Genomic DNA, 24,014 nt, shown 5'->3' on the forward strand with positions numbered 1-24,014 from the left:
CAAACCTTCAACGGTTTGTTTTACGGCTGCAGTGTCACCCCGACGAAGATGCTGTGGGCGGTGTAGTCGCGGCCCTCCAGATTGCTGGTCTGTTTTTCAGTCCTGGCGCGGGTGGTCAGTCCGGCATACCGGTTCAGCCACCATGTCAGTCCGGCCTCGGCGCTCAGCGTCAGATCATGGCCGTCCGACCCGATGTAGTCGCGCCAGTCCACGCCGAGAGCTGCGTTCCCGATCAGGTTGGCACGGATTTCCCGCTCGCCGGTGAGGCGGCCGGAGTAAAGGATGTCGCCGCTTTCGTTGGCGGTCGTTGTACCCTCGACGATCGTCTGCCCGGTGAGGCCGATCGTGGTGCCGCGTTCCGGCGACCATCTGAGGTCGGCGTTCACCGTGGCACCCGAAATTGCCGGCAGGCGGTCGTCGTCAATCGCCTCCCGCAGCCAGCCGGCCGAGAATTCGCCGGCAAGCTTCTCGCCAAGATCGACCTCGGCGCCGGCCCGAACGCCAAGCCGCGTCGAGGATCGTTCGAAACCATTGGTGTCGACGCGCAAATCATAGACCCGGCGGCCGATTTCAACCTCGGTGAAGGGAGTGATAGCGGGGGAAATCTCGTAGCCGGTGCGCAAAGTGGCGGTATAGAGCGTCGAGTCGCGGTCTTTCTGCGACAGCGTGCCGCCCGTCGAAAGCTTAGCGTCGCCGTAAATGTCGTGTTCGACAGCGCCGGTCAGGGCGAAGCGCATCTTGCCGGCATCCTTCTCGAGCGCAAGGCTGCCGTCAATGGTCTGGCGCACCGGCTGCTCGACGGTGCCTTCGATGACGACTGGCGATGAAGCCGATTCGGGCGCCGCCTCGTAACCGAGCTTGGCGATAGCGCGCAGATCGTTGTCGAGGTCGACATTGAGCGTGCCATCGACACGGCCCCGTGCCTCCTGAACCTCGTCGCCCGATATAGTCTTGAGAAAGGTGCCGTAGCCGTCGATGACAGCCAAATTCTCCCGCCAGTCGGAGATGGCATTGAAGCGCAGCGTCGTTTCCGACAGCAGGGCCGGCTTGCCTTCGCTGCTTGAATCGGCATTTGATGACGCCGTCAGGCCTTGCTCGAGCGTTGGCCTGATCACGAAGGAGCCGACTTTGATGCCGGTGGCGGCGAACGGGTCGTCCTCGGCCCTTTTATCCCTGCCTTCGATGGCTTCGGCGCGCTCAGCGCCCGGATCGAGTTGCTGCCTGTCGGCGGAATCAATGGTCATGGCACGGCGATTGGTGGCGTCCTGGTCAGTTTCGCCGGTGTCCGTGTCATCCATCGTGGCTGCAGTCGCGGCGGTGGCTTGTGTCTCGGCGGCTTCGTCTTGATCGGCCGCCCCTTGCGTTGCGCTCGATGGCCGGCGCGGCGGGACGGGAGCGGGGGTGTCCGCAAACGCATCGTCGGTGGCCTCCGGCGGATCAAAAATGGTGCCAGTCGCGGGTGCCGTGTCGTCGTCCTGTACGGCGCCCGGGCTGGCCGGCTGATAGGTGGGCGCCGGCGCAGTGCTCTGGGTGGTTGCGCCGGCCTGCGCCGTCTGATCCTCGGCGCTGGCCATGCTCAATTGCCTGGTCTTGCGCTGCTGGTCGTCCAGAATTGCCGATTCTGAAACCTCGCCGCGCAGCTCGGTTACCTGGGCATAGGGCTGCGCAGGCCGCAGCAAGGCAAAGACGCTGGTCGCCAGCAGCAAGGCGCAGACCGCTTTGCCGTTTCGTCTTCTTTTCTTTTCAGGCTGGGCCCCGGACATCGCCACCACTGCTTGCGCGGCGCACGCGCGCCATACTTACCGAACCGTAAATGGGGATGGTTAACGGAGGGTTGAGGCAGCGGTGGATCAGGCCTCGCTGGATGGCAATTCCGTTGGACAGGCGCGCGGCAAAGCGCTAATCGCATCAGCCATGCATGCGAGATCCCCAGACAAGAAGCGGCTCGATGGGCAAGCTTCGATCGCCTCGGCGCTTAGAACGGTAGCGACTGAGCAGGCCGGTGTCGCGGCGCTCGCGGCCGCGCTCGAAAACGGATTGACCGAACCGTTCGCGCACGCCGTCGACATGGTGTCGCAAATCGAGGGCCGCGTCATCGTCACCGGCGTCGGCAAGAGCGGCCACATCGGCTCAAAGATCGCCGCAACGCTCGCGTCGACCGGCACGCCGGCTTTCTTCGTCCATCCTGCCGAGGCCAATCATGGCGACCTCGGCATGATCGCCAAGGACGATGCCATCATCGCCATGTCGTGGTCGGGCGAGAGCCGCGAGCTCAAGGGCATCATCGCCTATTCCAGGCGCTTCTCGATTCCGCTGATCGCGGTCACTGCCGGAGAGCGATCGGCGCTGGCGCGTGCTGCCGATGTGGTGCTCCTGCTGCCGCGTGCGCCGGAAGCCTGCCCGCACGGCTTGGCACCGACGACATCGACGCTGCTGCAACTGGTGATCGGCGATGCGCTGGCCATCGCGTTGCTCGAAGCGCGCGGCTTCACGCCGGATCATTTCCGCACCTTCCATCCCGGCGGGCAACTTGGCGCCAATCTGACGCAGATCCGCGACATCATGCATGTCGGCGACAGGCTGCCGCTGGTGCCTTCGGGCACCGGAATGCGCGAAGCGATCCTCGAATTGTCGCGCAAGGGGTTCGGCTGCGTGGCGATAACCGCCGCGGATGGTGCGCTGATCGGCATCGTCACCGATGGCGATATCAGGCGCCACATCGGCAGCAATCTTCTGGCGATGAGTGTCGATCAGGTCATGACCAAGAAGCCGAAGACCGCCGGGCCGGATACGTTGGTGGCGACGGCGCTGCAGACGATCAACAATTCGGCCATCTCCAGCCTGATGGTTGTCGAGGGCGGACGGCCGGTCGGACTTGTCCATCTGCACGACCTGCTGCGCATCGGCGCGGCCTGACAGACCTCAGGCCTGTTTGAAAAGTCGCCCGCCGAGATGGGTAGGATCGGTCCTAAACCGCCTCGACCGTCAGCTCCAGATCGGTGTCGGCCGCGCCCGTCACGCGCACCTGCGTGCCGGCCGGCAGATCGGGGCCTGAGACGCGCCATAGCGTGTCGCCCAGCTTTATGCGGCCGCGCCCGTCCTTGATCGGCTCGGCAAGTGTCGCCATTCTGCCGATCATTTGTTCGCCGCGGCGATTGAGCAGCGGCTGGTCGGTCGGGTCATGGCGTCCGCCCGCCAGTCTCTTGCCGACATAGGCTGAGATCAGCGACAAAGCGAGGAAGGCGAGAACCTGGATCTGCCAGGTCCAGAATCCTGCGTCCCAGATGAGCAGGGAGACTGCACCGATCAGCAGCGCGGCGATGCCGATCCATAGCATGAAGATGCCCGGTGCGATGACCTCCATTACGAGGAGAACAAAGCCGATAACCATCCAATTCCAGGGACCGAGTTCCGAAATGATGCGGTCGAACATCGGATCGGCCTCAGCTTTCGCTCGGGCGAACTACCGGCGGACGTGAAGCTTGCCGCGGCGGGCCGGCATTGCCCTCGCTCCCGAAGACTTCCTTGGCGATCGCGCCGATGCCGCCGAGCGTGCCGATCAATGATGAAGCTTCCATCGGCATCAGCACGACCTTGCTGTTTGTGGCGGAGCCGATCCTGGTCAGCGCTTCGGTGTATTTCAGCGCAACGAAGTAGTTGAGCGCCTGCACGTCGCCCTTGGCGATCGCTTCCGACACCACCTGCGTGGCGCGGGCCTCGGCCTCGGCCGAGCGTTCGCGCGCCTCGGCGTCGCGGAAGGCGGCTTCCTTGCGGCCCTCGGCTTCCAGGATCTGCGACTGCTTGAGGCCTTCGGCGTCGAGGATCTGCGCGCGCTTGTTGCGTTCGGCCATCATCTGGCGACCCATCGATTCGACGAGATTGGCCGGTGGGTTGATGTCCTTGATCTCGACGCGGGTGATCTTGATGCCCCAGGGATGCGCCGCCTCGTCGACGACGCGCAGCAGGCGTTCGTTGATGGCGTCGCGGTTCGACAAAAGCTCGTCCAGGTCCATCGAGCCCATCACGGTACGGATATTGGTCATAGTCAGGTTGAGGATGGCGTTCTCCAGCCCGGCGACCTGGTAGGCGGCCTGCGCGGCGTTGAGCACCTGGTAGAACGCCACGCCGTCGACGGCGACGGTGGCGTTGTCGCGGGTGATGATCTCCTGGGTCGGGACGTCGAGCACCTGCTCCATCATGTTCAACTTGGCGCCGATGCGGTCGACGAACGGCACGATTAGGTTGAGGCCGGGGCTCAATGTCTTGGTATAGCGGCCAAAGCGTTCGACGGTATAATTATAGCCTTGCGGGATTGTCCGGATGCCTTTGAAAAGCACGAGCACGACAAGAGCGACAAGAACAAGAAGCGCGATATCGAAACCACTGAAATCCATTTGGCCCTCCCTCAGATGCCGGCCACGGAACTGTTTCACGCGGCCGACTTCACCAAACACTTAAGTGTGTTTCAGGAACGTTACAATCAGGTGATAGTGGATTACGGTGCATAGAAAGCGGGTTAGCGGCGCGCGATTGTATCCGCTTCAGATCCAGCCCGACAATTCGCGCCGCACCATCGCCTCGATCACCGCCATGCCCTCGGCACTGTCATTGAGGCAAGGGATGTGCGCGAACTTCTCGCCCCCGGCATGATGGAAAGTCTCGGCCGCCTCCCTGCCGATCTCGTCCAGCGTCTCGATGCAGTCGACGGAAAAGCCCGGATTGACGATGGCGATCGATTTCACGCCTTCTCCAGGCAATTTCTCGACCGTCTTGTCGGTGTAAGGCTGCAGCCACTCCTGCGCACCGAAGCGCGACTGGAACGTGGTGATCAGCTTCTTCTCATCCCAGCCGAGCTTTTCCCGCAGCAGCCGGGTCGTCTCAAGGCAATGGGCCTGATAGGGGTCTCCCTTGTCGGAATAGGGTTTCGGAATGCCGTGATAGGAGGCGATGACCACCTCCGGCTCGAAAGCGAGGGTCGCCAGATGACGCTCGATCGAACGGGCAAGCGCCTCGATATAAACCGGTTCGGCATAGTAGGGCGGCACGCTGCGGATCGCCGGGGCGCGGCGCATCTTCATCAGCGCGCGAAACAGCTGGTCGTTGGCGGTCGCGGTGGTGGTCGCGGAATATTGCGGATAAAGGGGAAAAGAGAGAATGCGGTCGCAGCCCTGCGCGACCAGCCCTTTGGTGACGCTCTCGGTGGAAGGATTGCCGTAACGCATCGCCCAGTCGACGGTGACGCCGGGCAGGTCGCGCAGCGCCTCGGTCAGCTTTTCGCTCTGAGCGCGGGTGTATGTGCGCAGCGGCGACTCGTTACGCTGCCGGTTCCAGATCCTGGCATAGTTGGCGCCCGACTTCTTCGGCCGCGTGGTGAGAACCAGCCCGTAGAGGATCGGGTACCAGATCGCCTTGTTGAGCTCGATGACGCGCGGATCGGACAGGAATTCCCTGAGATAGCGCCACATCGGCTTGAATTCTGTGCCGTCGGGCGTGCCGAGATTAACCAGCATGACGCCGATCCTGCCCGCCCCGACCGGCGGCTGTCCTGTCGGCGGCGGGCCGAGGACCTTCGCAGCCTTGGGATCGACAGGGTTGGAAAGCGTCATAAGGGATCTCCGGACACCGCGCGAAACTAGCGATGCCGCGCCGGTTTTCAATGCAGCGTCTGGCCGCACCTTATCTTATCTCAGGGGGAAAGCAGAAAACCCGCCCGGTTACCCGGACGGGTTTTCCAACAATGACGGAAGAATTTAGTTTGCGGCCGGGATGGTCAAGGTCACGCCGACGGGAAGTCGGCGCGCCTCATAGTCCTTGTTGGCGTCGGAGATCGTTTTCCACTTGGCGCCATCGCCATAGGCTTTTTCCGCCAGATCCCAATAGGTGTCGCCGGCAACGATCACATGGCTGCTTTCGGCCGGCTTTGCCGGCTCGGCAGGCGCAGCTTCGGCTGGCTTGGCTGGTTCCTGGGCCGGTTCCGCCGCAGGAGCCGGTGCCGCGGGCGCCGTCTCGGCTGGCTTTGCCGGCTCGGCAGGTGCCGGCGTTGCCGGGGCGGGTTCCGCCGGCACGGCTGGCGGCGTCGTGGCGATATCGTCCGAACCGGCCGGCGGTTCGGGCATCGCTGGCTCCGCAGTCGCGGCTGGAGCCGTTTCTGCTGGTTTTGCGGGCTCGGCCGGAGCGGGCGCAGCCTCGGCCGGCTTCGCCGGTTCCTGGGCCGGTTCCTTGGCCGGTTCCGCCGCGGCGGCGGCCGTGATCTCGGTGATGCGGCCATCGAGCTTCGGCGTATAGGGCCGATGTGCACTGAGATAATCGGCGACCACCTGTTCGAGGCCCGGTCCGTAATCATAGGCGTTCTTGGCCTTGTCGGCGAACACCTTGTAGCCGTCGCCGCCCTGGCGCACATAGTTGTTGGTGGCGACCAGGTAATCCTTGTCCGGATTGATCGGGGTCCACGCGCCGCCTTGCATGAGTTCGACCGACTTGACGCGCCCGGCATTCGGGGCAGCCGATTTGTCGAATGAGTACTTCAGGCCGGCAACCTGCGGGAAGCGTCCGGCGCCGTCCTCGATCTGGCTGAGACCGTTCTCGAGCCCGGTAATCAGATCCTTGCCGGAAATCTGGAAGGTCGCCAATGTGTTCTGGAACGGCAGCACGTTCAGCACTTCGCCCATGGTGACGGTGCCCTGGTCGATCGAAGCGCGCAGACCGCCGCCATTCGTGATGACGATCTCCACACCCTGGTCCTTGACGCGGTCAAGGACGGCATCGGAGACGAGATTGCCCATCTCGCACTCGCGGGTGCGGCAGTTCTCACGGCTGCCGTCGATCGCTTTGGTGGTTTCGGCGACCTCCTGGTTCTTCAACGCCTCGATCGGCGCGCCGAGCTCCTTGATGCGGGCAAGCACCGCGGGATCTGGCGTGATCGACTTGTCGAGGTAGATCGGGTCGCCGCTGGCTTGCTTGACGACGCCGTTGTCGTCAAACACGACCTTGAACTCGCCGAGATATTTCGAATAGGACGCCGCCTGGACGACCGGCACTTTGTAGCCGTCCGGATTGTCGACCATCGTCGGGTAGGGGCCTTCAGCCTTGGGGTCAGTGTTGGACAGCAGCGAATGGCTGTGGCCGCCGACCACCACGTCGACACCCGGGATCTTGGCGATGACGTCGCGCTCGCGCTTGTAACCGATATGGGTGACCGCGATGATCTTGTTGACGCCTTCTCCCTTCAGCTTCTCGACCTCTGACGTGATCGACTTGACGTCGTCCTCGATCGTGACGTTAGGGCCTGGCGAAGCGAGCTCCGGCGTGTCGTTGGTGACCGCGCCCACGACGCCAATCTTCTGGCCGCCGACCTCGATCACGATCGACGGTTTCACGCGGTCACCCAGCTTGGATTGCGCGTTGGCCTTCACATTGGCGCCGAGCACCGGAAATTTGATCATATCCAGGAACGGCGCCAGCGCCGCCTCGCCGTCGTCGAACTCGTGATTGCCGACCGCCATGGCGTCGAATTTCATCTGGTTGAGGAATTCGCCTTCGGTCTTGCCCTTGTAGGTGGTGTAGAAGAGCGAACCCTGGAAATTGTCGCCGGCGCTGAGCAGCAGCACGTTCTGACCTTCCAGCTTCTTGCGCTCCTGGCCGATCGCCGTGATCAGCCGCGCCGCGCCGCCGGTGCACTCGCCCTTGGCCTCCTCTTCGGCAGAGCAGGTCGATTCATATTTGTTGTTGCTTTCGATGCGGCTATGCCAGTCGTTGATGTGCAGGATGTTCAGCGTGTAGTCGGCAAAGGACACGCCGGCTGACAGGCCAAGCGTAGACGCCGACAGGGCGGCAATGGCGGCGATCTTCTTCATCTTCGTCTCCCGGATGACCTGTTTAACGCCCTTGCTCGACTGGAACATAACAGCCAGCTTTTCGCCCATGTTCACATCGCGTTTTAGGTGATGCAAGCGGAATCGGGGCCAGCTTTGCCGGCGCAAAAAGGACGGCGTCCTCAAGCCGCCGTCCTTTGCAAAGCAGTTCAGTATGGGCTCAGGTGCGTCGCGTCAGCACAAAGTTCTGCCCGCTCGCACTGGTGCAATTAAGCTGCGAGGTGGAGATCAACAAGCAGTTGAAGCTTATCGGCGTCTGGCGGATCAGCGAAGTGCCATTGATCGCGACCGAAGTACCGCCGGTCATGGTGTAGCTGCCGTCGGCAAGTTTCTGGCCGGTGTCGGTCGCGACGGTATTGAAGCTGCCGGCGGCGAAGGTCGACAGGCCGGTGCCTTGCGCGTCGATCCATGAGCCTTCGACCGCGTTGCGCGTGGCCAATGACGGCCCGCCCGGGCCGGCGGTGGTGCACGCCGCCAAGGCGACGGCAGCGGCCGCGACAATGCCGGCCGAAAGCTGTTTGCGCGCAATCGTCATCATCAAAATCCTCTCCTCTCGCATCGGCCGGAAAATCGATCCGATTTTTCGGTAAGCACGATGCGTACATTCAAAGCGCTATACTTTGTGCGTCCAAATGGACGCACGTCGCTCTAGGCCCCACCTTTCCTTCAATCGCCCGATTTCCAGGCGATTGCAAGGCAGTGAAACATTGCTATCGAACGAGGATGTTGCACTATCGAACGAGGATGTTGCGGAATTGCCATGGGTCGTTTTTGTCGAGGTCTTCCGGGAACAGACCAGGGCGGTTATCGAGCGGCGTCCAATCGGTGTAGTAGCCCTTGATCGGCCCCAGATAGGGGGACTGCACTTCCAGGCAGCGCCTGTAGTCCATCTCGTCTGCCTCGACGATGCCGGCCTCGGGATTTTCCAGCGCCCAGACCATGCCCGCCAGCACTGCAGACGTGACCTGCATGCCCGTGGCGTTCTGATAAGGCGCCAGCTTGCGCGCTTCCGCCAGCGACAGTTGCGAACCGTACCAATAGGCGTTCTTGTCGTGGCCATAGAGCAGCACGCCGAGCTCGTCGACACCGTCGACCAGTTCGTTTTCATCGAGCACGTGATGCACGGATTGCGCCTTGCCGGCGGCACCGAACATCTCGTGCAGCGACAGCACGGCGTCGTTGCAGGGGTGGTAGGCGTAGTGGCAGGTCGGACGATATTGAACCTTGCCCTTCCTGCCGCGCAAGGTGAAAAAGTCGGCGATCGAAATCGACTCGTTGTGCGTCACCAGGAAACCGTATTGCGGACCGGGCGTCGGGCACCAGCTGCGCACACGCGTGTTGGCGCCCGGCTGCTCCAGATAGATCGCGGCCTTCGAGCCATGCTTGTGCTTCTTGCCGTTCTTCGGCATCCACGTCTCATGCGTGCCCCAGCCTAGCTCGGCCGGTTGAAGCCCTTCCGAGATGAAGCCTTCGACCGACCAGGTGTTCCAGAACACGTTCATCGGCTTCGGCTTCTTGGTGCGCTGTGTGTCGCGTTCGGCGATGTGGATACCCTTGACGCCGGCCTTCTTCATCAGCCTGGCCCAACTTTCGCGATCGTGCTGCGCGGGCTCCGAGAACTCGAGGCCGAGATCGGTGGCGAGGTTGACCAGAGCCTGCTTGACGAACCACGAGACCATGCCTGGATTGGCGCCGCAGGTGGAGATTGCGGTCGCCCCGCCGGGATGCGCGTGCTTTTCTTCGATCATGGATTCACGCAGCGCGTAGTTGCTGCGGCTGGCATTGTCGGCCTTGGTATCGAAATAGAAGCCGAGCCACGGCTCTACGACGGTGTCGATGTAAAGCACACCCAGCTTGCGACAGAGCCGCATCAAATCCACTGAGCCGGTGTCGACCGAGAGGTTGACGCAAAAGCCCTGGCCACCGCCTTTGGTCAGCAAAGGCGTCAGCAGCTTCTTGTAGTTCTTCTTGGTCACCGCATCCTGCACGAAGGTGATGTCGCGCTCGTCGAGCAGCTTGCGATCGGTATCGCGTGGGTCGATGACCGTCATGCGGGACTTGTCGAACTTGAAATGGCGCTCGATCAGCGGCAGCGTTCCCCGCCCGATCGAGCCGAAGCCGATCATCACGACAGGGCCGGTGATCTCGCCGTAAACGGGCCAGTTTTCATTCGCCATTTTATCGATTACTCCCTCAGACACGCTGAAAAGCCGGGGCGTTCTTTGCCGGACGGCCAAGCGCTACAACCACAGATCATTGTCATAAACCAGCGAAAAACCGCGAGCTACGCCGCATTGGCCACGTGGTTAAGAGGACGACCAGCCGATCGTGGCCGTCAGAACCTTGTAGTCGCGTTGAGCAAAGTCGAGCGCCAGCAAATTGCGCGGCGAAAGATGCGGCGAGCATTAGCTCTCGTCGACGGTTCCCGATCCGGGTCGCAGCACGATGCCTCGGCGACTCTTCCGCAAGCGCTCACAGCTTTGGCCTACAGGCCAAACATTCTGCGGATACGCCAATCTATTCACCCTTGCGGCAGATCGCGCGAGGTGACATCGGCGATTGCCTTGTGAATCCGGATCGTCTCGATTTTCTCGCCGGGACGCATTATGCCGATCACCGTTTCGATGTCGGGACAGCCATCTTTGCGGCATACGAGCTCCGTGACGGACACCACGACGTCGCCATCGAGCCCGCGGGCCTCGCGAACCCAGACCTTGATCTGGCCGGTCTTCTCCGGCAGGGCAAGCCCGCGCGGGGCGAGTGGGTTCGCGAGGCGATTCATATACAGTCCTGTCCCAAAGGCGCCTTGCCTACGCACTCAGAGCCTCTACAGAGTCCACGTCGACACAGCATTTGAGGAAGCCGTCTTCAATCATGCCCTTGGGAAGGTTGCGGCCGATAAACACCAGCCGGCTTACGCGCTTCTCCCCTGCTTTCCATGGGCGCTGGTGGTCGCCTTCGAGCAGCATGTGGACGGCCTGGACGACAAAGCGGTCGTCATCGCCCTTGAACGCCAGGATGCCCTTCATGCGTAGCATGTCGATGCCGAATTTCTGTGTGATCATCTGGATCCACGGCAAGAACTTGCCCGGATCGATCGAAGTTTCCGTGACGAGAGAAAAGCTGGTGACGTGATCGTCATGCTCATGCTCGTGTTCTGCGTCGAGAAAGTCCGGCTCGACTTCGAGGACACGGTTCAGATCGAACGCGCCGCGATCCAGAACCTCGTCGAGTGGAACATTGCAATGTGTGGAATGCTGATTGCAGCCGTCGGGTTGATCCTGCGAATGCGCGCCTCCACTGCATTGCGTTCGATCGGCCTTACCAGGTCGGTCTTGTTGAGTATGACGATATCGGCGAAAGGGAGTTGCTCCTGCGCCTCGTGCGCATGATCCAACTCGCCGAGGAGATGCTTCGCATCGACGACCGTGACGATCGCGTCGGATCGCGCTCAGGCTTTCGATCCTGTGAACCAGGCCCTCCTCGATGAGCCGATCCAGCGCGCGATAGATCTGTAGCGGTGAGCGGAGCCCTTCCTGACGAAGGAATTCAAGCAGTTCGTAGGCCCCCATCGGCCGCTCGGAGCGCGCGAGCGCACCGAGAACCAACTGGCTGATTACGTCTAGGCATCCGTTGTTCCTTAGTGTTCCACGCAGTTTCGAGCACAACGGTTACCGTGAGTTATAACATAACGGTTTCGATTGACGAACGTGATAACATAACATAACGCATCGTCAAGAGCGGGGCTGACTTTGATGCTTTCCATGGAGATGGAGCAAATGGCGGTCGGTGTGACCTTTCAAGACCTCACGCTGGGCTACAACAGCCATCCCGACGGAATCGTCCGGCCCGGCGGTCATCCGGTCGGCGGGCGTACATTCTTCCATCTTTGCCGGCGCGCAGCGTGCTCGGCACGCGTCCGGCATATGTCCCAACAGAGCCACTTGAACAGAAGGAGTTGATCGAATGTCCTGGACGCTGAAGCTTGCCGCCGTGGTGGGCGTCATAACATCATTGCCAATCATCCCGTCGGTGGCCGCGGCCGAGAACCTCAAGGTTGTCGCCAGCTTCTCGATCATCGCCGATTTCGCCAAGAATGTCGGTGGCGACCGTGTCGACATCATCACGCTGGTCGGCCCTAATGGTGACGCCCATGTCTACGAACCGAAGCCGGCCGACGCGGCCACCGTCGGTTCTGCCGACGTGGTGCTGGTCAACGGCCTTCAGTTCGAGGGCTTCCTTCAGCGTCTCGTCGAGGAGAGCGCGACGAAGGCGCCGGTCGTGGAGTTGACCAAAGGCGGCGAGGTGTTGCGCAACACCGAGGAAGAAGGTCACCACGACCAGGATAAGGCCGCCAAGGGCGGGGAAGGGCACGCCGCGGAGGCGGAAGAGGGCCGTGAGGAAGGGCACCATCATCACGGCGAGTCCGATCCTCATGCATGGCAGTCGGTGCACAATGCCGAACTCTATGTGAAGAACATCGCCGATGCCTTCTGTGCCGCCGATGCGGCCGGCTGTGACACCTATCGGGCCAATGCCCAAACATACGGCCGGCAGCTCGAGGGACTGGAAGCGGAGATCAAAGCTGCTGTAGCTGACGTTCCCGAGGACAAGCGCACGATCATCAGCTCCCACGACGCCTTTGGGTATTTTGAGCACGAATACGGCATAAAATTCCTCGCACCGGAGGGCGTCTCCACCGAATCTGAGGCTTCAGCCTCCGACGTCGCGGCCCTCATCAAACAGATCAGGCAAGACAAGGCTTCGGCAATCTTCGTGGAAAACGTCACCAATCCCCGCCTGATCGAACAGATCGCCAGCGAGACGGGCCTGAAAGTCGGCGGTGAACTCTACTCCGACGCCCTGTCGGATAGGAACGGCCCGGCTGCGACCTATCTCGAGATGATGCGGCACAACATCACGACGATGAAAGGCGCGATCCTCGGAAGCTGACCGCCACGGAGCAATCCGCCTCTTCGTCGACCACAATCAGTTATGTGATAACATTCAAGGAGAATACCGTGAGGACAAATTGGGCGTCAGCCACGGCCATCGCGCTGTTTCTGTCTCTATCAACAAGTGCTGCCCATGCCGAGGAGGTGACCGCCTGGCGCCTCTTCATCTCAGATCACGCGGACCCGAAGGTGACCGTAGTCGATGCAGTCGATGGCGAAAAGCTCGACACGTTCCATCTCAAAGGGCCGGCATCGCTCCATCGGAGCGAAAGCGGCCGGACCGTGTTCGCCGTGCAGGGCGCGGCCGGCGTCGTTACCGGGATCGCGAGCGGCATTTCCTTCGAGGACCACGGCGAGCACGGCGACATCGACGTCGAAGCGCCGAAGCTTGCCGGCGTCGAGATCGCAGGCAAGAAGCCGTCGCATTTCGTCGAGCATGACGGAGACCTCGCCGCTTTTTTCGACGGCGAAGGTGTCGCCCGCATCATCTCCGAGAAGGCCGTTCTGGAAGGCAAATCGGATTTCAGGGAAGTGAAGACGGACGCGCCGCAGCACGGCGTCGCAGTCGCCTATGGCTCCCATGTTCTCCTGTCGGAGCCGAACAGGGAAAAGCCGGACGAACTCCCGGTCGGCATCAGGGTCGCTGACGAAGCCGGCGCGCCGATCGGCGGCATCCACGCCTGCCCCGACCTCCACGGGGAGGCGTCTTCCGGCAATATCCTGGCTTTCGCCTGCGCGACCGGTCTGCTTGTTGTCACCGATGGCGACGGCACCCCGGCGATCCGTCACCTACCCTATGCCGATAGCCTGCCGGACGGCAAAACGACGACGCTGATCGGCGGCAGAGGCCTGCAATATTTCCTCGGCAACTACGGCGCCGACAAGGTGGTGCTGATCGATCCGACGGTCGAGAGCGACGCATTCCGGCTGATCAGCCTTCCGACGCGCCGCGTGCATTTCGTGGTCGATCCCGTTCGTGCGAAGTTCGCCTACGTCTTCACCGAGGACGGCCAGCTTCACCAACTCGACGTGGTGAAGGGGGAGATCGCAAACTCGCTCAAGCTGACCGATCCCTATTCGATGGACGGTCACTGGAGCGAGCCGAGGCCGCGCGTCGCGGTCGCCGGCGACAGGATCGTGGTTACGGATCCTTTGAAAGGCGTGCTGCGTCTCGTTGATGCGACATCGTTCGAGAAAACCGGCGACATGGCTGTCGAAGGCAAACCCTTCAACATCGTTTCCGTCGGCGGCTCCGGTCAGACCCACGAAGGCGAATAGTCGCTCCTCCCAAGCGGCTGCCGCGCGTCCGGCCCTTTCTTGCCGGGCCGGACGCATCTTCCCAACTCGCAAAGCAAAACCATGCTCGAGACAAAGTCATGGGCGTGTCGTCTGGTGCCTTTTCGGTGCGTTTTCAGCCCAGCCGTGCCGGGATCAATCCGCGCAGGGAATTGCCGACGAACAGCGCTTTGGCCGATTTCAGATCATCCAAGGTGTAGATTGCTTCGCGGGCGCGGCCTTCGTCCAGCAATTCGCCGCGCAGTACGCCAGGCAGCAGGCCGCAATCGAGCCGCGGCGTTGCCAGCGCGCCGTCGCCGAAATCGGCGAAGAGATTGGTGATCGTGCCCTCACAGATTTCGCCACGCTCGTTGGCCAGCAGCACCTCGTCGGCCCGGCTGATCAGATATTCGGCTCGCGCCCGCTGATAGGTGTCCCGGCGACTCGTCTTGTGGCGCAGCAGCGTGTCGCTTGAATCGAGCCGCACCCGCGCCAGTTGCAGCCTCCACACCTTGTCGGCTCCATGCGGCTCGTAAGGCAGCGCCGAGACCGTCACCTTGCCGCTGCGCGACAGGACGAGGCGTGTGCGCAAGGCCATGTCCGGCCGGTCGACGGCGTTCCTGAGCATCTCGCCGACCTTCTGCGGATCGCAGGCAAAACCCAGTTCGGCTGCCGAGCCATAAAGGCGGGCCAAATGGCGGTCGAAACGGAGGAAGCCTTGGCCCGGCTGCCAGCGCATGGTTTCGATCAGCTCGAAATCGGCGGTGTTCCCGTCGCGTAGCGCGCTTTCAGCAGGCACTCCTGATACTCCTCCTCGGCGGTCGAATCGAAGACGACGCCACCACCGATATTGTAGACGGCTTCGCCACTGGAAAAGAGCGATATGGTGCGGATCGCCACCGAAAAGCGCATCCTGCCGCCAGGCGCGATCCAGCCGATGGCGCCGCAATAGACATCGCGCGGCGTGGCTTCCAAGTCGTGCAGGATTTCCATGGCGCGGATTTTTGGAGCGCCGGTGATCGATCCGCATGGAAACAGCGCAGCGAAGATCCGGCGGATGGTGAGGTCGGGCAAGAGCTTGGCCCGCACGCGGCTCACCATCTGATGGACGGTCGGGTAGCTCTCGATGCGGAAAAGCTCCGGCACCTCCAGCGTGCCGACCTCGCTGATCAGCGAGATATCGTTGCGCAGGAGATCGACGATCATCCGGTTCTCAGCCTGGTTCTTCTCGTCGTTGCGCAAGAACGCCTTCAGCCGCTTGTCCTCCGCCTTGGTCGCGCCGCGCGGGGCGGTGCCCTTCATCGGATGCGTCTCGATCATGCCTTCGGCGTCGACCTCGAAGAACAGTTCCGGCGAACGCGACAAGACGACCGGATCGCCGAGTGCGATCAGCGCGCCATATTTCACCGGCTGGCGCTCCGTCAGCGCGTCGAAGGCGGCCAGCGGATCGCCCGACCACTGCGCATGAACTGGGAAGGTCAGATTGCCCTGATAGCAATCGCCCTTGCGAATGTGATTGTGGAGCCGCGCAAAGCGTTTTGCGTAGTCTTCTGAAGACCAGGCAGCCCTTGCATCGAAGATCGGACCGTTGGTCGCCGGCGCGTTGCTGGACACGACCGCCTGTTCGACAGGGGCGTCGAAGATCCCCAGGCAGACAAGCGGGGCGCGGCGTCCGCCCGGCAGCAGCGGAACGAGCTTCGGTTCGAGCAGGTAGCCGGCCTCGTAGGAGAAATATCCGGCCAGCCATTTGCCAGCGTCATGCGCGGCCTGGGCGATTTCCAGCGCCGGCAGGAAATCCTCCGCCTCATGCGCCACGATGATGTCGGCCGGACGGTCGAAAACGAGCTGATGCGCGCGCTCGTCATTTCTGAAAATTGCAGAGGGCAGGGGCATGGGACTCGGATGCTGCGATCGATGACGCCAGCTATCGCTCTATATGGGGGCTCGAACGCGCGCAATCGAGAGAGCGTCGTCTCAAGACGCAAAGGCAGCCTTGGTGCAAAAGCAAACCGGCGGCACCTCGAAGGCACCGCCGGTCTGTTATGTGCTCGATACCGGCAGGCAATTCAGGTGTTGCTCGCGGTTCCCCCGGTCGGGAAGCGGCGCGCGAATTCCTCCTCATCGCCGGCGGCAAGCAGTTTCGCCTGCTCGATCCAGCGCTCACGCTCGATGCGGCCGTCGAAGTTCAACGTCTCCTCGATTCGCTCGACGTCGGCGGCCGTCCAGGCGGCGATTTGCGCATAGGTTGTGACTCCGAGCCCGTTGAGCAGTCGCTCGTTGGCCGGGCCGATGCCGATAAGGCGGCGCAGATTGCTGGCTTTGCCAGCCGCCGCCTTTGTTGTCGCGGCTTTCTTTGCCGCTGACGCAGCGCTCTTCGGTGCAGCACCAGTTTTCGATGCGGGAAGTTTTGGCGCACTTGCCTGTGACGCGCTCGCTTTCGACGCACTGGCCTTCGGAGCGGCTGCGGCCTTCGCGGCCGCCGGTTTCTTGGACGTGGTCGTGGCTGGCGCGGTCTTTGCTGGCCCGTTCTTGGACGCGGTCTTTGCCGGTGTCGACTTGGCCGGCGCGGTCTTGGCCGGCGCGGATGTCGCCATCAATGCCGACGGCGCCGGGATTGCTGCGTTTGTCGCACCGGTCTTGGTGCCATGTGCATCGCCCAACTGGCGCTCCAGGTCGGCGCGGGCGCCGCGGCATACTTCCAGCTCGCCGGTCAGGCGGTCGGCGTCGGCGCGCAGCCTGTCGCGCTCGCTGCGCGTGCGGTCCATGTCACCGCGCAGGCTGTCGAGCTCGCCACGCAGGCGTCCCCAGATGAACCAGCCAACCAACACACCTACCAGGAACGCCAGGAGCATGTAGAAAAAAGTGCCCATTGTCTTTCTCTCCAGTCCGATCCATCTGCCGTGGCCTGGAGTGGTGACCTTGGCACAAGGACCATTCAATGGTGGCTCCGCTGTTCGCGGAACAGCCGGCTTAGATCGAGCTGTCGGCGACCGGCTTTTCCTGCCATGACCAACGGCCGCTGTCGCATTTGCCGAAGCGCCGTGACCGGACCGAAGATTTTTTCCTGGCCTGAGCCCCGCGCCCGACTGAGCTTGAGGCGGGACGCTATCATACAGCTTCCGGAAAGCTAACGGAAAAATTCCACGGAGAGTTATTTAAGAACAGATATTTAGGGCCAAGAATAGAATGGTCTCAATATGCATTGCGGCTAATCTGTTCTGTCAGCCCCGGATGTTCAGCGCTGTGCGTCAATTGTCCAAAGCTTCGAGCTCGTCGATCAGCCCGCCGATCACGCCAAGTCCGATCTGCCAAAAGGCAGGGTCTGTGGCGTCAAGGCCGAAGGGTGCCAGGAGCTCGGAATGATGCTTGGTGCCGCCGGCGCGCAGCATGGCAAAATATTTCTCCTGAAAGCCACGCTCGGCATTCTGATAGACCGCATAGAGCGAATTCACCAGGCAGTCGCCGAAAGCATAGGCGTAGACGTAGAAAGGCGAATGGATGAAGTGTGGAATATAGGTCCAGAAGACCTCGTAACCGTCGCGCAGCTTGATCGCCGGCCCGAGGCTTTCCGCCTGCACTTCCAGCCAGAACTGGCCGAGCCTGTCGGATGTCAGTTCGCCGTTCTTGCGCTCGGCATGCACCTTGCGTTCGAATTCGTAGAAAGCGATCTGGCGCACGACCGTGTTGATCATGTCCTCGACCTTCTGGGCGAGCATGGCCTTGCGCTCGCGTTTGTCCGTGGTCTGGTCAAGCAGCGAACGGAAGGTCAGCATCTCGCCGAAGACGGATGCGGTCTCGGCCAGCGTCAGCGGCGTCGAGGCCATCAGCGCGCCCTGGCCTGCAGCCAGCACCTGATGCACGCCGTGACCAAGCTCATGCGCCAGCGTCATCACGTCGCGCGGCTTGCCCATGTAGTTGAGCAGAACATAGGGATGCGCCGACGGCACGGTCGGATGCGCGAAGGCGCCCGGCGACTTGCCAGGCCTTACCGGCGCGTCGATCCAGTTGCGGTCGAAGAAAAGCCGGGCGATCTCCGCCATGTCAGGTGAAAAGCGCTGATAGGCGGAAAGCACCGTGTTCTTGGCCTCGTCCCAGCCGATGATCGCTTGCGGGGTCTCCGGCAACGGCGCGTTGCGGTCCCAGTGATTCATCACTTCCATGCCGAGCCAGCGCGCCTTCATCTGGTAGTAGCGGTGCGACAGACGCGGATAGGCGTCGCGAACGGCTGAGGCCAGCGCATCCACCACGCTGCGCTCGACGCGGTTGGCGAGATGGCGAGAATCGGCGATGTCCTCGAAGCCGCGCCAGCGGTCGGAAATCTCCTTGTCCTTGGCCAGCGTGTTGGTGACCAGTGTGAACGTGCGCAGATTCTTGCGGAAGGTTGCGGCAAGCGCTTCAGAGGCCCGGCGGCGCACCTCGCCATCGGCGTGCTGGAGGCGGTTCAGCGCCGGCTCCAGGGTAAGCTCCTCGCCATCGATGTCGAAGCGCAGATCGGTCATCGTTTCGTCGAACAAGCGGTTCCAGGCGCCGCGTCCGGTAATCGACTTCTCATGGAAAAGCTGCTCGACGCGATCTTCCAGCTGGTAGGGTTTGTCCATGCGCAGATCGAGCACCCACGGCCGGTAGTGAGCGAATGCGGGATCGGCAGCAAGCGCGGTTTCGATCGCGGCGTCGTCGATGAGGTTCAGTTCGAGCGCGAAAAACAGAAGATGCGCGCTGGCGTCGGTCATCTTCTCCTGAATATCGCCATAGAGCTTGGCGCGCTGCGGATCCGCGGTGTTGCCGGCATAGATCAGTCCGGCATAGGAGACGATCCGGCCGATCAATTCCTCCAGCGCCTCATATTCGGCAAGTGCCTCGCCCAGCCTGCCGCTGTCGGCACGCTCCGCCTCGGCTGCGAGCGTGCCTTTCCAGCGGCTCTCGAAGCTGATGGCATCGGCCGCCGCCCTGGCGATGTCCCGCTTCAGCTCGGGGGCGTCCATCCCGGAATAGAGATCTGCGAGATCCCATTCCGGCAGGTCGCCAAGCTCCGCCGCGCCCTGACCGGACGCTGCCGCCGCAAGCTGCCGACCAAAAACCATGCGCATTGCCGATACTTTCCAGATTGCAGGACCCAAGCGGCCAGACTCAAAGAATCAAATGGGCATGAGAAAGCCGGTCAAATCCTAAGGAATTCGTTCACCGGGTTTTTTGAAACCTTATTTAGAACCCTGTGCCAAGATGATCCATAGGGCGGATTCCCTTGGGTGGGCATATTGGGCGAGCATCGTTGAACCAGTCATGACAGGTTCCATACTCATAGTCGACGATGATCCCGTGCAGCGCAGGCTGCTCGAGGCGGCCGTGACGAAATTCGGCCACAGCGCGATCATCACGGATGGCGGCGAGGCCGGTCTCGACGCGCTCGACGGGCCCAACGCGCGCGACGTGTCGGTGGTCATCCTCGACCTCGTCATGCCGGGCCTCGACGGCATCGGCGTGCTGAAGGCGATGCGTGAGCGCGGCATCCAAGTTCCGGTCATCGTACAAACCGCCCAGGGTGGCATCGAGACCGTCGTTTCGGCCATGCGTCATGGTGCTTTCGATTTCGTCGTCAAGCCGGCATCTCCCGACAGGCTGCAGGCATCGATCGGCAATGCGCTCAAGGTCGAGGCGGTCGAGGGCGAAGTGAAGCGCACGTCGCGGCGGCGCGGCGGCCATCTGACCTTCAAGGACATGATCACGCACAGCCCGGCGATGGACCGGGTGATCCGTCTCGGCCAGAAGGCGGCCGCGTCCAACATCCCGATCCTTATCGAGGGCGAATCCGGTGTCGGCAAGGAACTGGTGGCGCGCGCCATCCAGGGCAGCGGCGATCGCCGCTCCAAACCCTTCGTTACCGTCAATTGCGGCGCCATCCCCGACAATCTGGTCGAATCGATCCTGTTCGGCCACGAGAAGGGCTCGTTCACCGGCGCCACCGAAAAACACACCGGGAAGTTCGTCGAAGCGCATTCGGGCACGCTATTTCTCGACGAGATCGGCGACCTGCCGCTCGACGTGCAGGTCAAGCTGTTGCGCGCCGTGCAGGACGGTGAGGTCGATCCGGTCGGCGGGCGTTCAACCATCAGGGTCGACATCAGGCTGATCTCGGCGACACACCGCAATCTTCTGCAGCAGGTCAAAGACGGCAAATTCCGCGAGGATCTGTTCTATCGCCTGAACGTCTATCCGATCTTCGTGCCGCCGCTGCGCGATCGTCGCGACGACATCCCTTATCTGGTCGAGCACTTCCTGGAGAAGGTTGCGCCCACCGATCCACGTCACCGCCTGCACGGCATTTCGGCTGCGGCGCTCACCATGCTGCAGGCCTACGACTGGCCGGGAAACATCCGGCAGCTGGAAAACGCCGTCTTCCGGGCCTCGGTGCTTTGCGAAGGCGATGTGCTGACCGAAGAGGAGTTTCCGCAGATCCGGGCGCAGGTCGAGGGCACCGTCAACCTCGATGCGGATGGAGCGTTGCACGCGTCGCCTTTGGCCATCGAGCCGCCTGGCGAGGACGTGCCGGCCGATAACGGCATCGCTGCAACTGAGCTCGATCCGCCGGCCAGGCCGCAGCCCCGATTCGGCACGCTGCGGGCACTCGACGAACGCGGCAATGTGCGCGCGCTGGCCGACGTCGAACTCGAAATGATCAAGCTCGCCATCGACCATTACAACGGCCAGATGAGCGAAGTTGCCCGCCGCCTCGGCATCGGCCGCTCCACGCTCTACAGGAAGCTCAAGGAGTACGGCATCGATCCGGAAACAGGCCGTATCGACCGGCTTGCTTCCTGACTAAGCAAGTCCGGACCAGCTTGTCAGCCTGGCACCAGGACAATCGACAGTCATCGACCGGGCGTGACGCGCGTCGGGGTGACGCGCTTGCCGGCAGTGTTCACGCATTGAGGCAGCCGGTAACAGATCGTGTTCAGGCAAAGGCCGAAACATGATCTAAACCAGCAGTTTACCAAGAAACCCCGCGCAATATTTTTGACGGGATATTGCCACGGTGTTACCGCATTTCGGCTTCAATAAGCGATGATTAACCATTAGGATCGATATTCGGATGCGAACACCACCGCATCCGTTGGTCAAATCCGGGGACAAACGGCAGCCTGCAAGGCCTTTTGATTTGAACAAAGTCGAACGACACACAAACGGGCGGCATTATCACATGAGCGTCTGGCCGAGATGGCTGGCAGCAGTGATTCTCGCCTTTGGCTTCCTTACAGCGGCTGCGACCGGCGCCAGCGCCCAGACACGTTCGCTGAAACTCTATAACCTCCACACCAAAGAGAAGGCGGAGATCGTCTTCAAGCGCGGCGGTCGCTACGACCAGGCGGGTCTGAAAAAGATCAACGTCATCCTGCGCGACTGGCGCCGCAACGAGCCGACCAAGATGGATCCGCGCCTGCTGGACCTGGTCTGGGAGGCTTACCGGCAGAGCGGTGCCACCGACTATATCCAGGTCGTTTGCGGTTATCGTTCGTCGTCCACCAACTCGATGCTGCGCAGCCGCAGCAGGGGCGTCGCCAAGAAAAGCCAGCATATGCTCGGCAAGGCCATGGACTTCTACATTCCCGGCGTGCCGCTGAAGAAACTGCGCGACATCGGTCTGCGGATGCAGGGCGGCGGCGTCGGCTATTATCCGAGGTCCGGCTCGCCCTTTGTCCACATGGATGTCGGCAATGTGCGCCACTGGCCGGGCATCAGCCGCCAGGAACTGGCGCGTGTGTTCCCCAATGGCAAGACGCTGCATGTGCCGAGCGACGGCAAGCCGCTGCCCGGCTATTCACAGGCGCTCGCCTCCTACAAGGCGCGCAAGGGCGCCGGCGCTCCCGCCATCGAACTGGCCAGCGCAGGTGGCGGTTTCAAAAAGTCCGGTGGTCTGCTGGCGGCTTTCTTCGGCGGCGGTGAAGACGAGGCCGATGACAGCGCCGATGTGGCAGCGGCGCCAGCGCCGAAGTCAAAGAGCGTGAAGCTGGCGACCGCCAAGCCGGCGCCGGCCGCCAAGAACAGCAAGCTTCCGGGCATTGCCATCGTGTCGCCTCAGGATGCGAAGCGCGCCGAGATTCCGCAAATCGCCGATGCGCCTGCTCCGGAACCGGAGGAGGACACGCCGGAAACGATCATCGCGGCGCTGCCGGCGCGCAGTGTGCCGCTGCCTGATTTCGCCCCGCGTCCGAAGACCGATGTCGGCGCTCAGCCGCCCGAAAACGTTCCGTTCGGCGTGGCGGATGCCACTGCCACCACTGAACAGGCGGTGGCGACCGCGCAAGCGCCGGCAAGCGCTCCCTTCGGCATGGCCGAGCCGTCCGCTGTCGCCGATGCGGCGCAGGTTGCGGCCAACAACATTCCGTTGCCGACCTGGCGTCCCGATCACTCGCTGCCGGCCGACCTTGCAGCGACCGACCTTGCGCCGCAGGACAAGGATGTGCTTCTGGCGCTGGCGGATACGGCCGGGCACGGCAAGACCGCTACCGATGCGTTCCCGGTGCTGCCGTCGGCTCGGCCCGATCTGGCGCAGCCTGACTTGGCCCAGCCTGATTTGGCCCAGACGGACCAGGTTCAATCCGATGCGGTCAAGGCCGTCCTCGAGCGGGTCAGCGCAACCGACGAATACCAGGTCGCTTCGCTCTCCCAGCCGAGCTCGATTCTCAGCGATGCGGCGAACGGCAATGCCGCATCGCCGCGCGAGGCTGTCTTTACCCGTCCGGCCGGCTCGGATCCGGCCGCGGCGATCGGTGCGGGTGTGAAGACCACCCGCAAGGCAGCCAGGGCAACCGCCCGTGACCTGAAGCCTGGTCCCAAATCCGTGGTGGTCGCCGCGGAGCCGAAGGCCGCGCGCTGGGCATTGAACAGCGGCGAGAATGTCACCACCGTCTCCAGCGCGACGACGGCGCCGCGCTATGCCTACAATATCGTGCACACGCCGCCGACCGAGGTCTACACCGCGGGCTTCCAGCCGAACGATCAGCTGGCCGACGCCAACCGGTTCACCGGCAATGCCGTCAAGTTCATGTCGGTAGCCCGCTTCCAGACCAAGTAGCGGATCGACCAAGCAAAATAAAGCCGCGCCGGACAACCCGCGCGGCTTTTTGGTGTTCGCAAACAAACGCCGCGATGCAGCCAGTCCGCTTGGGGATAAGAGTTTCTCTACCGCCCGAGCTTGCTCGCCGCGCGCGCCAACGCCTCGATTTCGTCCCACCTGCCGGCCGTGACCAAATCGTCAGGCGCCACCCAGGAGCCGCCGACGCAGATGACGTTGGGCAAGCTCAGATAGTCGGCGGCGTTCTTGCCGGTGATGCCGCCGGTCGGACAGAATTGCACATCGGTCAGCGGCGAGGCGAATGCCTTGAGCGACGCGATGCCGCCCGACTGTTCCGCCGGGAAGAATTTCAGGAAACGCAAGCCTGCCTCGCGGGCGGCCATGATCTCACCCGGCGTGATGGCACCGGGCAGCAACGGAACGTCGCTGTCCTTCGCCGTCGCCAGAAGCTCGCGAGTGATGCCGGGGCTGACGATGAACTTGGAGCCGACTGCTGCCGCCTCGCCGAACTGGCGGGCGTCCAGAATGGTGCCGGCGCCGACGACGGCGTCCTCGACTTCGCTTGCCACAAGCCGGATCGCCTCCAGCGCGTCAGCTGTCCGCAGCGTGATCTCGATCGCCGGCAGGCCGCCGCGCGCCAGGGCACGCGCCAGCGGCACGGCATCGGCGACGTTGGCGATCTTCAGCACCGGGATTACCGGTTGGCCGTTGAGGAGCGACAGGAGCTTTTCGGTCTTGCTGGGCATTGTCGTCTCTCCGGTATTGATCCGTTCAACCGGTTAGCAGAAGGCCGTTTTTCTGTCCACGAAACGAAGCGTGTCGCGATGTCACGCACTGCCGGCA

Annotated in this window: 18 protein-coding genes and 1 pseudogene; 5 read left to right on the top strand and 14 right to left on the bottom strand. The window is 62.5% G+C overall.

The genetic code is table 11. The features are described from left to right. Positions 1 to 20: 20 nt before the first annotated feature. On the bottom strand, positions 21 to 1,763 hold the full coding sequence (locus A9K68_RS10240) for an outer membrane beta-barrel protein (RefSeq protein WP_065007595.1): 1,743 nt from the start codon (positions 1,761 to 1,763) through the stop codon (positions 21 to 23). A 151-nt stretch (positions 1,764 to 1,914) separates the two neighbouring features. On the opposite strand from A9K68_RS10240, the gene A9K68_RS10245 reads away from it, so the two are divergent. Continuing rightward, complete coding sequence (locus tag A9K68_RS10245; protein ID WP_029349650.1) at positions 1,915 to 2,916, top strand: KpsF/GutQ family sugar-phosphate isomerase; 1,002 nt, start codon at positions 1,915 to 1,917, stop codon at positions 2,914 to 2,916. A gap of 52 nt (positions 2,917 to 2,968) precedes the next feature. On the opposite strand, the gene A9K68_RS10250 is transcribed toward A9K68_RS10245, so the two are convergent. From A9K68_RS10250 to A9K68_RS10285, 8 genes and pseudogenes are all read right to left on the bottom strand, one after another. Then, complete coding sequence (locus tag A9K68_RS10250) at positions 2,969 to 3,433, bottom strand: NfeD family protein (RefSeq protein WP_065007594.1); 465 nt, start codon at positions 3,431 to 3,433, stop codon at positions 2,969 to 2,971. Between the two features lie 10 nt (positions 3,434 to 3,443). Further along, on the bottom strand, positions 3,444 to 4,394 hold the full coding sequence (locus A9K68_RS10255; RefSeq protein WP_029349653.1) for an SPFH domain-containing protein: 951 nt from the start codon (positions 4,392 to 4,394) through the stop codon (positions 3,444 to 3,446). A gap of 147 nt (positions 4,395 to 4,541) precedes the next feature. Continuing rightward, positions 4,542 to 5,606 (bottom strand): ferrochelatase, encoded by a 1,065-nt coding sequence (gene hemH, locus A9K68_RS10260; protein ID WP_065007593.1) that lies wholly within the window; start codon positions 5,604 to 5,606, stop codon positions 4,542 to 4,544. A 144-nt stretch (positions 5,607 to 5,750) separates the two neighbouring features. Continuing rightward, on the bottom strand, positions 5,751 to 7,853 hold the full coding sequence (locus tag A9K68_RS10265; RefSeq protein WP_065007650.1) for a bifunctional UDP-sugar hydrolase/5'-nucleotidase: 2,103 nt from the start codon (positions 7,851 to 7,853) through the stop codon (positions 5,751 to 5,753). A 178-nt stretch (positions 7,854 to 8,031) separates the two neighbouring features. Continuing rightward, on the bottom strand, positions 8,032 to 8,406 hold the full coding sequence (locus A9K68_RS10270) for a hypothetical protein (protein WP_065007649.1): 375 nt from the start codon (positions 8,404 to 8,406) through the stop codon (positions 8,032 to 8,034). 196 nt (positions 8,407 to 8,602) lie between these two features. Then, on the bottom strand, positions 8,603 to 10,048 hold the full coding sequence (locus tag A9K68_RS10275) for a homospermidine synthase (RefSeq protein ID WP_065007592.1): 1,446 nt from the start codon (positions 10,046 to 10,048) through the stop codon (positions 8,603 to 8,605). Positions 10,049 to 10,392: 344 nt separating this feature from the next. Then, complete coding sequence (locus A9K68_RS10280; RefSeq protein ID WP_065007591.1) at positions 10,393 to 10,653, bottom strand: nitrate reductase; 261 nt, start codon at positions 10,651 to 10,653, stop codon at positions 10,393 to 10,395. Between the two features lie 28 nt (positions 10,654 to 10,681). Further along, positions 10,682 to 11,331, bottom strand: a pseudogene (locus A9K68_RS10285) (GTP-binding protein); the annotation flags it as partial. A 506-nt stretch (positions 11,332 to 11,837) separates the two neighbouring features. Here A9K68_RS10285 and aztC point away from each other — a divergent pair. Next, on the top strand, positions 11,838 to 12,824 hold the full coding sequence (aztC, locus tag A9K68_RS10290) for a zinc ABC transporter substrate-binding protein AztC (protein ID WP_065007588.1): 987 nt from the start codon (positions 11,838 to 11,840) through the stop codon (positions 12,822 to 12,824). A gap of 68 nt (positions 12,825 to 12,892) precedes the next feature. Further along, a complete protein-coding gene (gene aztD, locus A9K68_RS10295) occupies positions 12,893 to 14,104 on the top strand; it encodes a zinc metallochaperone AztD (RefSeq protein WP_065007648.1) in 1,212 nt (403 codons plus the stop codon). Positions 14,105 to 14,237: 133 nt separating this feature from the next. Here aztD and A9K68_RS10300 read toward each other — a convergent pair whose 3' ends face one another. From A9K68_RS10300 to A9K68_RS10315, 4 genes are all read right to left on the bottom strand, one after another. Beyond that, entirely contained in the window at positions 14,238 to 14,900 is a 663-nt protein-coding gene (locus A9K68_RS10300; RefSeq protein ID WP_065007647.1) for an aminotransferase class IV family protein, read from the bottom strand. Next, positions 14,849 to 15,994, bottom strand: a complete 1,146-nt coding sequence (locus tag A9K68_RS10305) for an aminodeoxychorismate synthase component I (protein ID WP_065007587.1) — start codon at positions 15,992 to 15,994, stop codon at positions 14,849 to 14,851. The genes A9K68_RS10300 and A9K68_RS10305 overlap by 52 nt, the downstream gene beginning before the upstream one ends. Before the next feature lie 173 nt (positions 15,995 to 16,167). Next, the gene (locus A9K68_RS10310) at positions 16,168 to 16,971 is read right to left on the bottom strand and encodes an NADH dehydrogenase (protein ID WP_065007586.1); all 804 of its coding nucleotides are present in this window, start codon (positions 16,969 to 16,971) and stop codon (positions 16,168 to 16,170) included. A gap of 378 nt (positions 16,972 to 17,349) precedes the next feature. Then, the gene (locus A9K68_RS10315; protein ID WP_065007585.1) at positions 17,350 to 19,188 is read right to left on the bottom strand and encodes a M3 family oligoendopeptidase; all 1,839 of its coding nucleotides are present in this window, start codon (positions 19,186 to 19,188) and stop codon (positions 17,350 to 17,352) included. Between the two features lie 193 nt (positions 19,189 to 19,381). Between A9K68_RS10315 and A9K68_RS10320 the strand changes: the two genes are divergently transcribed. Next, positions 19,382 to 20,917 carry a sigma-54 dependent transcriptional regulator gene (locus tag A9K68_RS10320; protein WP_065007584.1) on the top strand — a complete coding sequence of 512 codons (1,536 nt, stop codon included), beginning with the start codon at positions 19,382 to 19,384 and terminating at the stop codon, positions 20,915 to 20,917. Positions 20,918 to 21,296: 379 nt separating this feature from the next. Next, positions 21,297 to 23,171 (top strand): DUF882 domain-containing protein, encoded by a 1,875-nt coding sequence (locus A9K68_RS10325; protein WP_065007583.1) that lies wholly within the window; start codon positions 21,297 to 21,299, stop codon positions 23,169 to 23,171. A 107-nt stretch (positions 23,172 to 23,278) separates the two neighbouring features. Here the strand turns inward: A9K68_RS10325 and A9K68_RS10330 are convergent, their stop codons facing one another. Then, positions 23,279 to 23,917 (bottom strand): 2-dehydro-3-deoxy-phosphogluconate aldolase, encoded by a 639-nt coding sequence (locus A9K68_RS10330; RefSeq protein ID WP_065007582.1) that lies wholly within the window; start codon positions 23,915 to 23,917, stop codon positions 23,279 to 23,281. Between the last annotated feature and the right edge of the window lie 97 nt (positions 23,918 to 24,014).

Origin of the sequence: Mesorhizobium sp. AA22 (assembly GCF_001672375.2) — a bacterium.
GTDB lineage: Bacteria > Pseudomonadota > Alphaproteobacteria > Rhizobiales > Rhizobiaceae > Mesorhizobium > Mesorhizobium wenxiniae.

What these genes read in the sequence shown, in the direction of transcription:
- A9K68_RS10240 (WP_065007595.1), bottom strand. Translation starts at nt 1,763, where the DNA reads ATGTCCGGGGCCCAGCCTGAAAAGAAAAGAAGACGAAACGGCAAAGCG.
- A9K68_RS10245 (WP_029349650.1), top strand. Translation starts at nt 1,915, where the DNA reads ATGCATGCGAGATCCCCAGACAAGAAGCGGCTCGATGGGCAAGCTTCG.
- A9K68_RS10250 (WP_065007594.1), bottom strand. Translation starts at nt 3,433, where the DNA reads ATGTTCGACCGCATCATTTCGGAACTCGGTCCCTGGAATTGGATGGTT.
- A9K68_RS10255 (WP_029349653.1), bottom strand. Translation starts at nt 4,394, where the DNA reads ATGGATTTCAGTGGTTTCGATATCGCGCTTCTTGTTCTTGTCGCTCTT.
- hemH (WP_065007593.1), bottom strand. Translation starts at nt 5,606, where the DNA reads ATGACGCTTTCCAACCCTGTCGATCCCAAGGCTGCGAAGGTCCTCGGC.
- A9K68_RS10265 (WP_065007650.1), bottom strand. Translation starts at nt 7,853, where the DNA reads ATGAAGAAGATCGCCGCCATTGCCGCCCTGTCGGCGTCTACGCTTGGC.
- A9K68_RS10270 (WP_065007649.1), bottom strand. Translation starts at nt 8,406, where the DNA reads ATGACGATTGCGCGCAAACAGCTTTCGGCCGGCATTGTCGCGGCCGCT.
- A9K68_RS10275 (WP_065007592.1), bottom strand. Translation starts at nt 10,048, where the DNA reads ATGGCGAATGAAAACTGGCCCGTTTACGGCGAGATCACCGGCCCTGTC.
- A9K68_RS10280 (WP_065007591.1), bottom strand. Translation starts at nt 10,653, where the DNA reads ATGAATCGCCTCGCGAACCCACTCGCCCCGCGCGGGCTTGCCCTGCCG.
- aztC (WP_065007588.1), top strand. Translation starts at nt 11,838, where the DNA reads ATGTCCTGGACGCTGAAGCTTGCCGCCGTGGTGGGCGTCATAACATCA.
- A9K68_RS10305 (WP_065007587.1), bottom strand. Translation starts at nt 15,994, where the DNA reads ATGCCCCTGCCCTCTGCAATTTTCAGAAATGACGAGCGCGCGCATCAG.
- A9K68_RS10310 (WP_065007586.1), bottom strand. Translation starts at nt 16,971, where the DNA reads ATGGGCACTTTTTTCTACATGCTCCTGGCGTTCCTGGTAGGTGTGTTG.
- A9K68_RS10315 (WP_065007585.1), bottom strand. Translation starts at nt 19,188, where the DNA reads ATGCGCATGGTTTTTGGTCGGCAGCTTGCGGCGGCAGCGTCCGGTCAG.
- A9K68_RS10320 (WP_065007584.1), top strand. Translation starts at nt 19,382, where the DNA reads ATGACAGGTTCCATACTCATAGTCGACGATGATCCCGTGCAGCGCAGG.
- A9K68_RS10325 (WP_065007583.1), top strand. Translation starts at nt 21,297, where the DNA reads ATGAGCGTCTGGCCGAGATGGCTGGCAGCAGTGATTCTCGCCTTTGGC.
- A9K68_RS10330 (WP_065007582.1), bottom strand. Translation starts at nt 23,917, where the DNA reads ATGCCCAGCAAGACCGAAAAGCTCCTGTCGCTCCTCAACGGCCAACCG.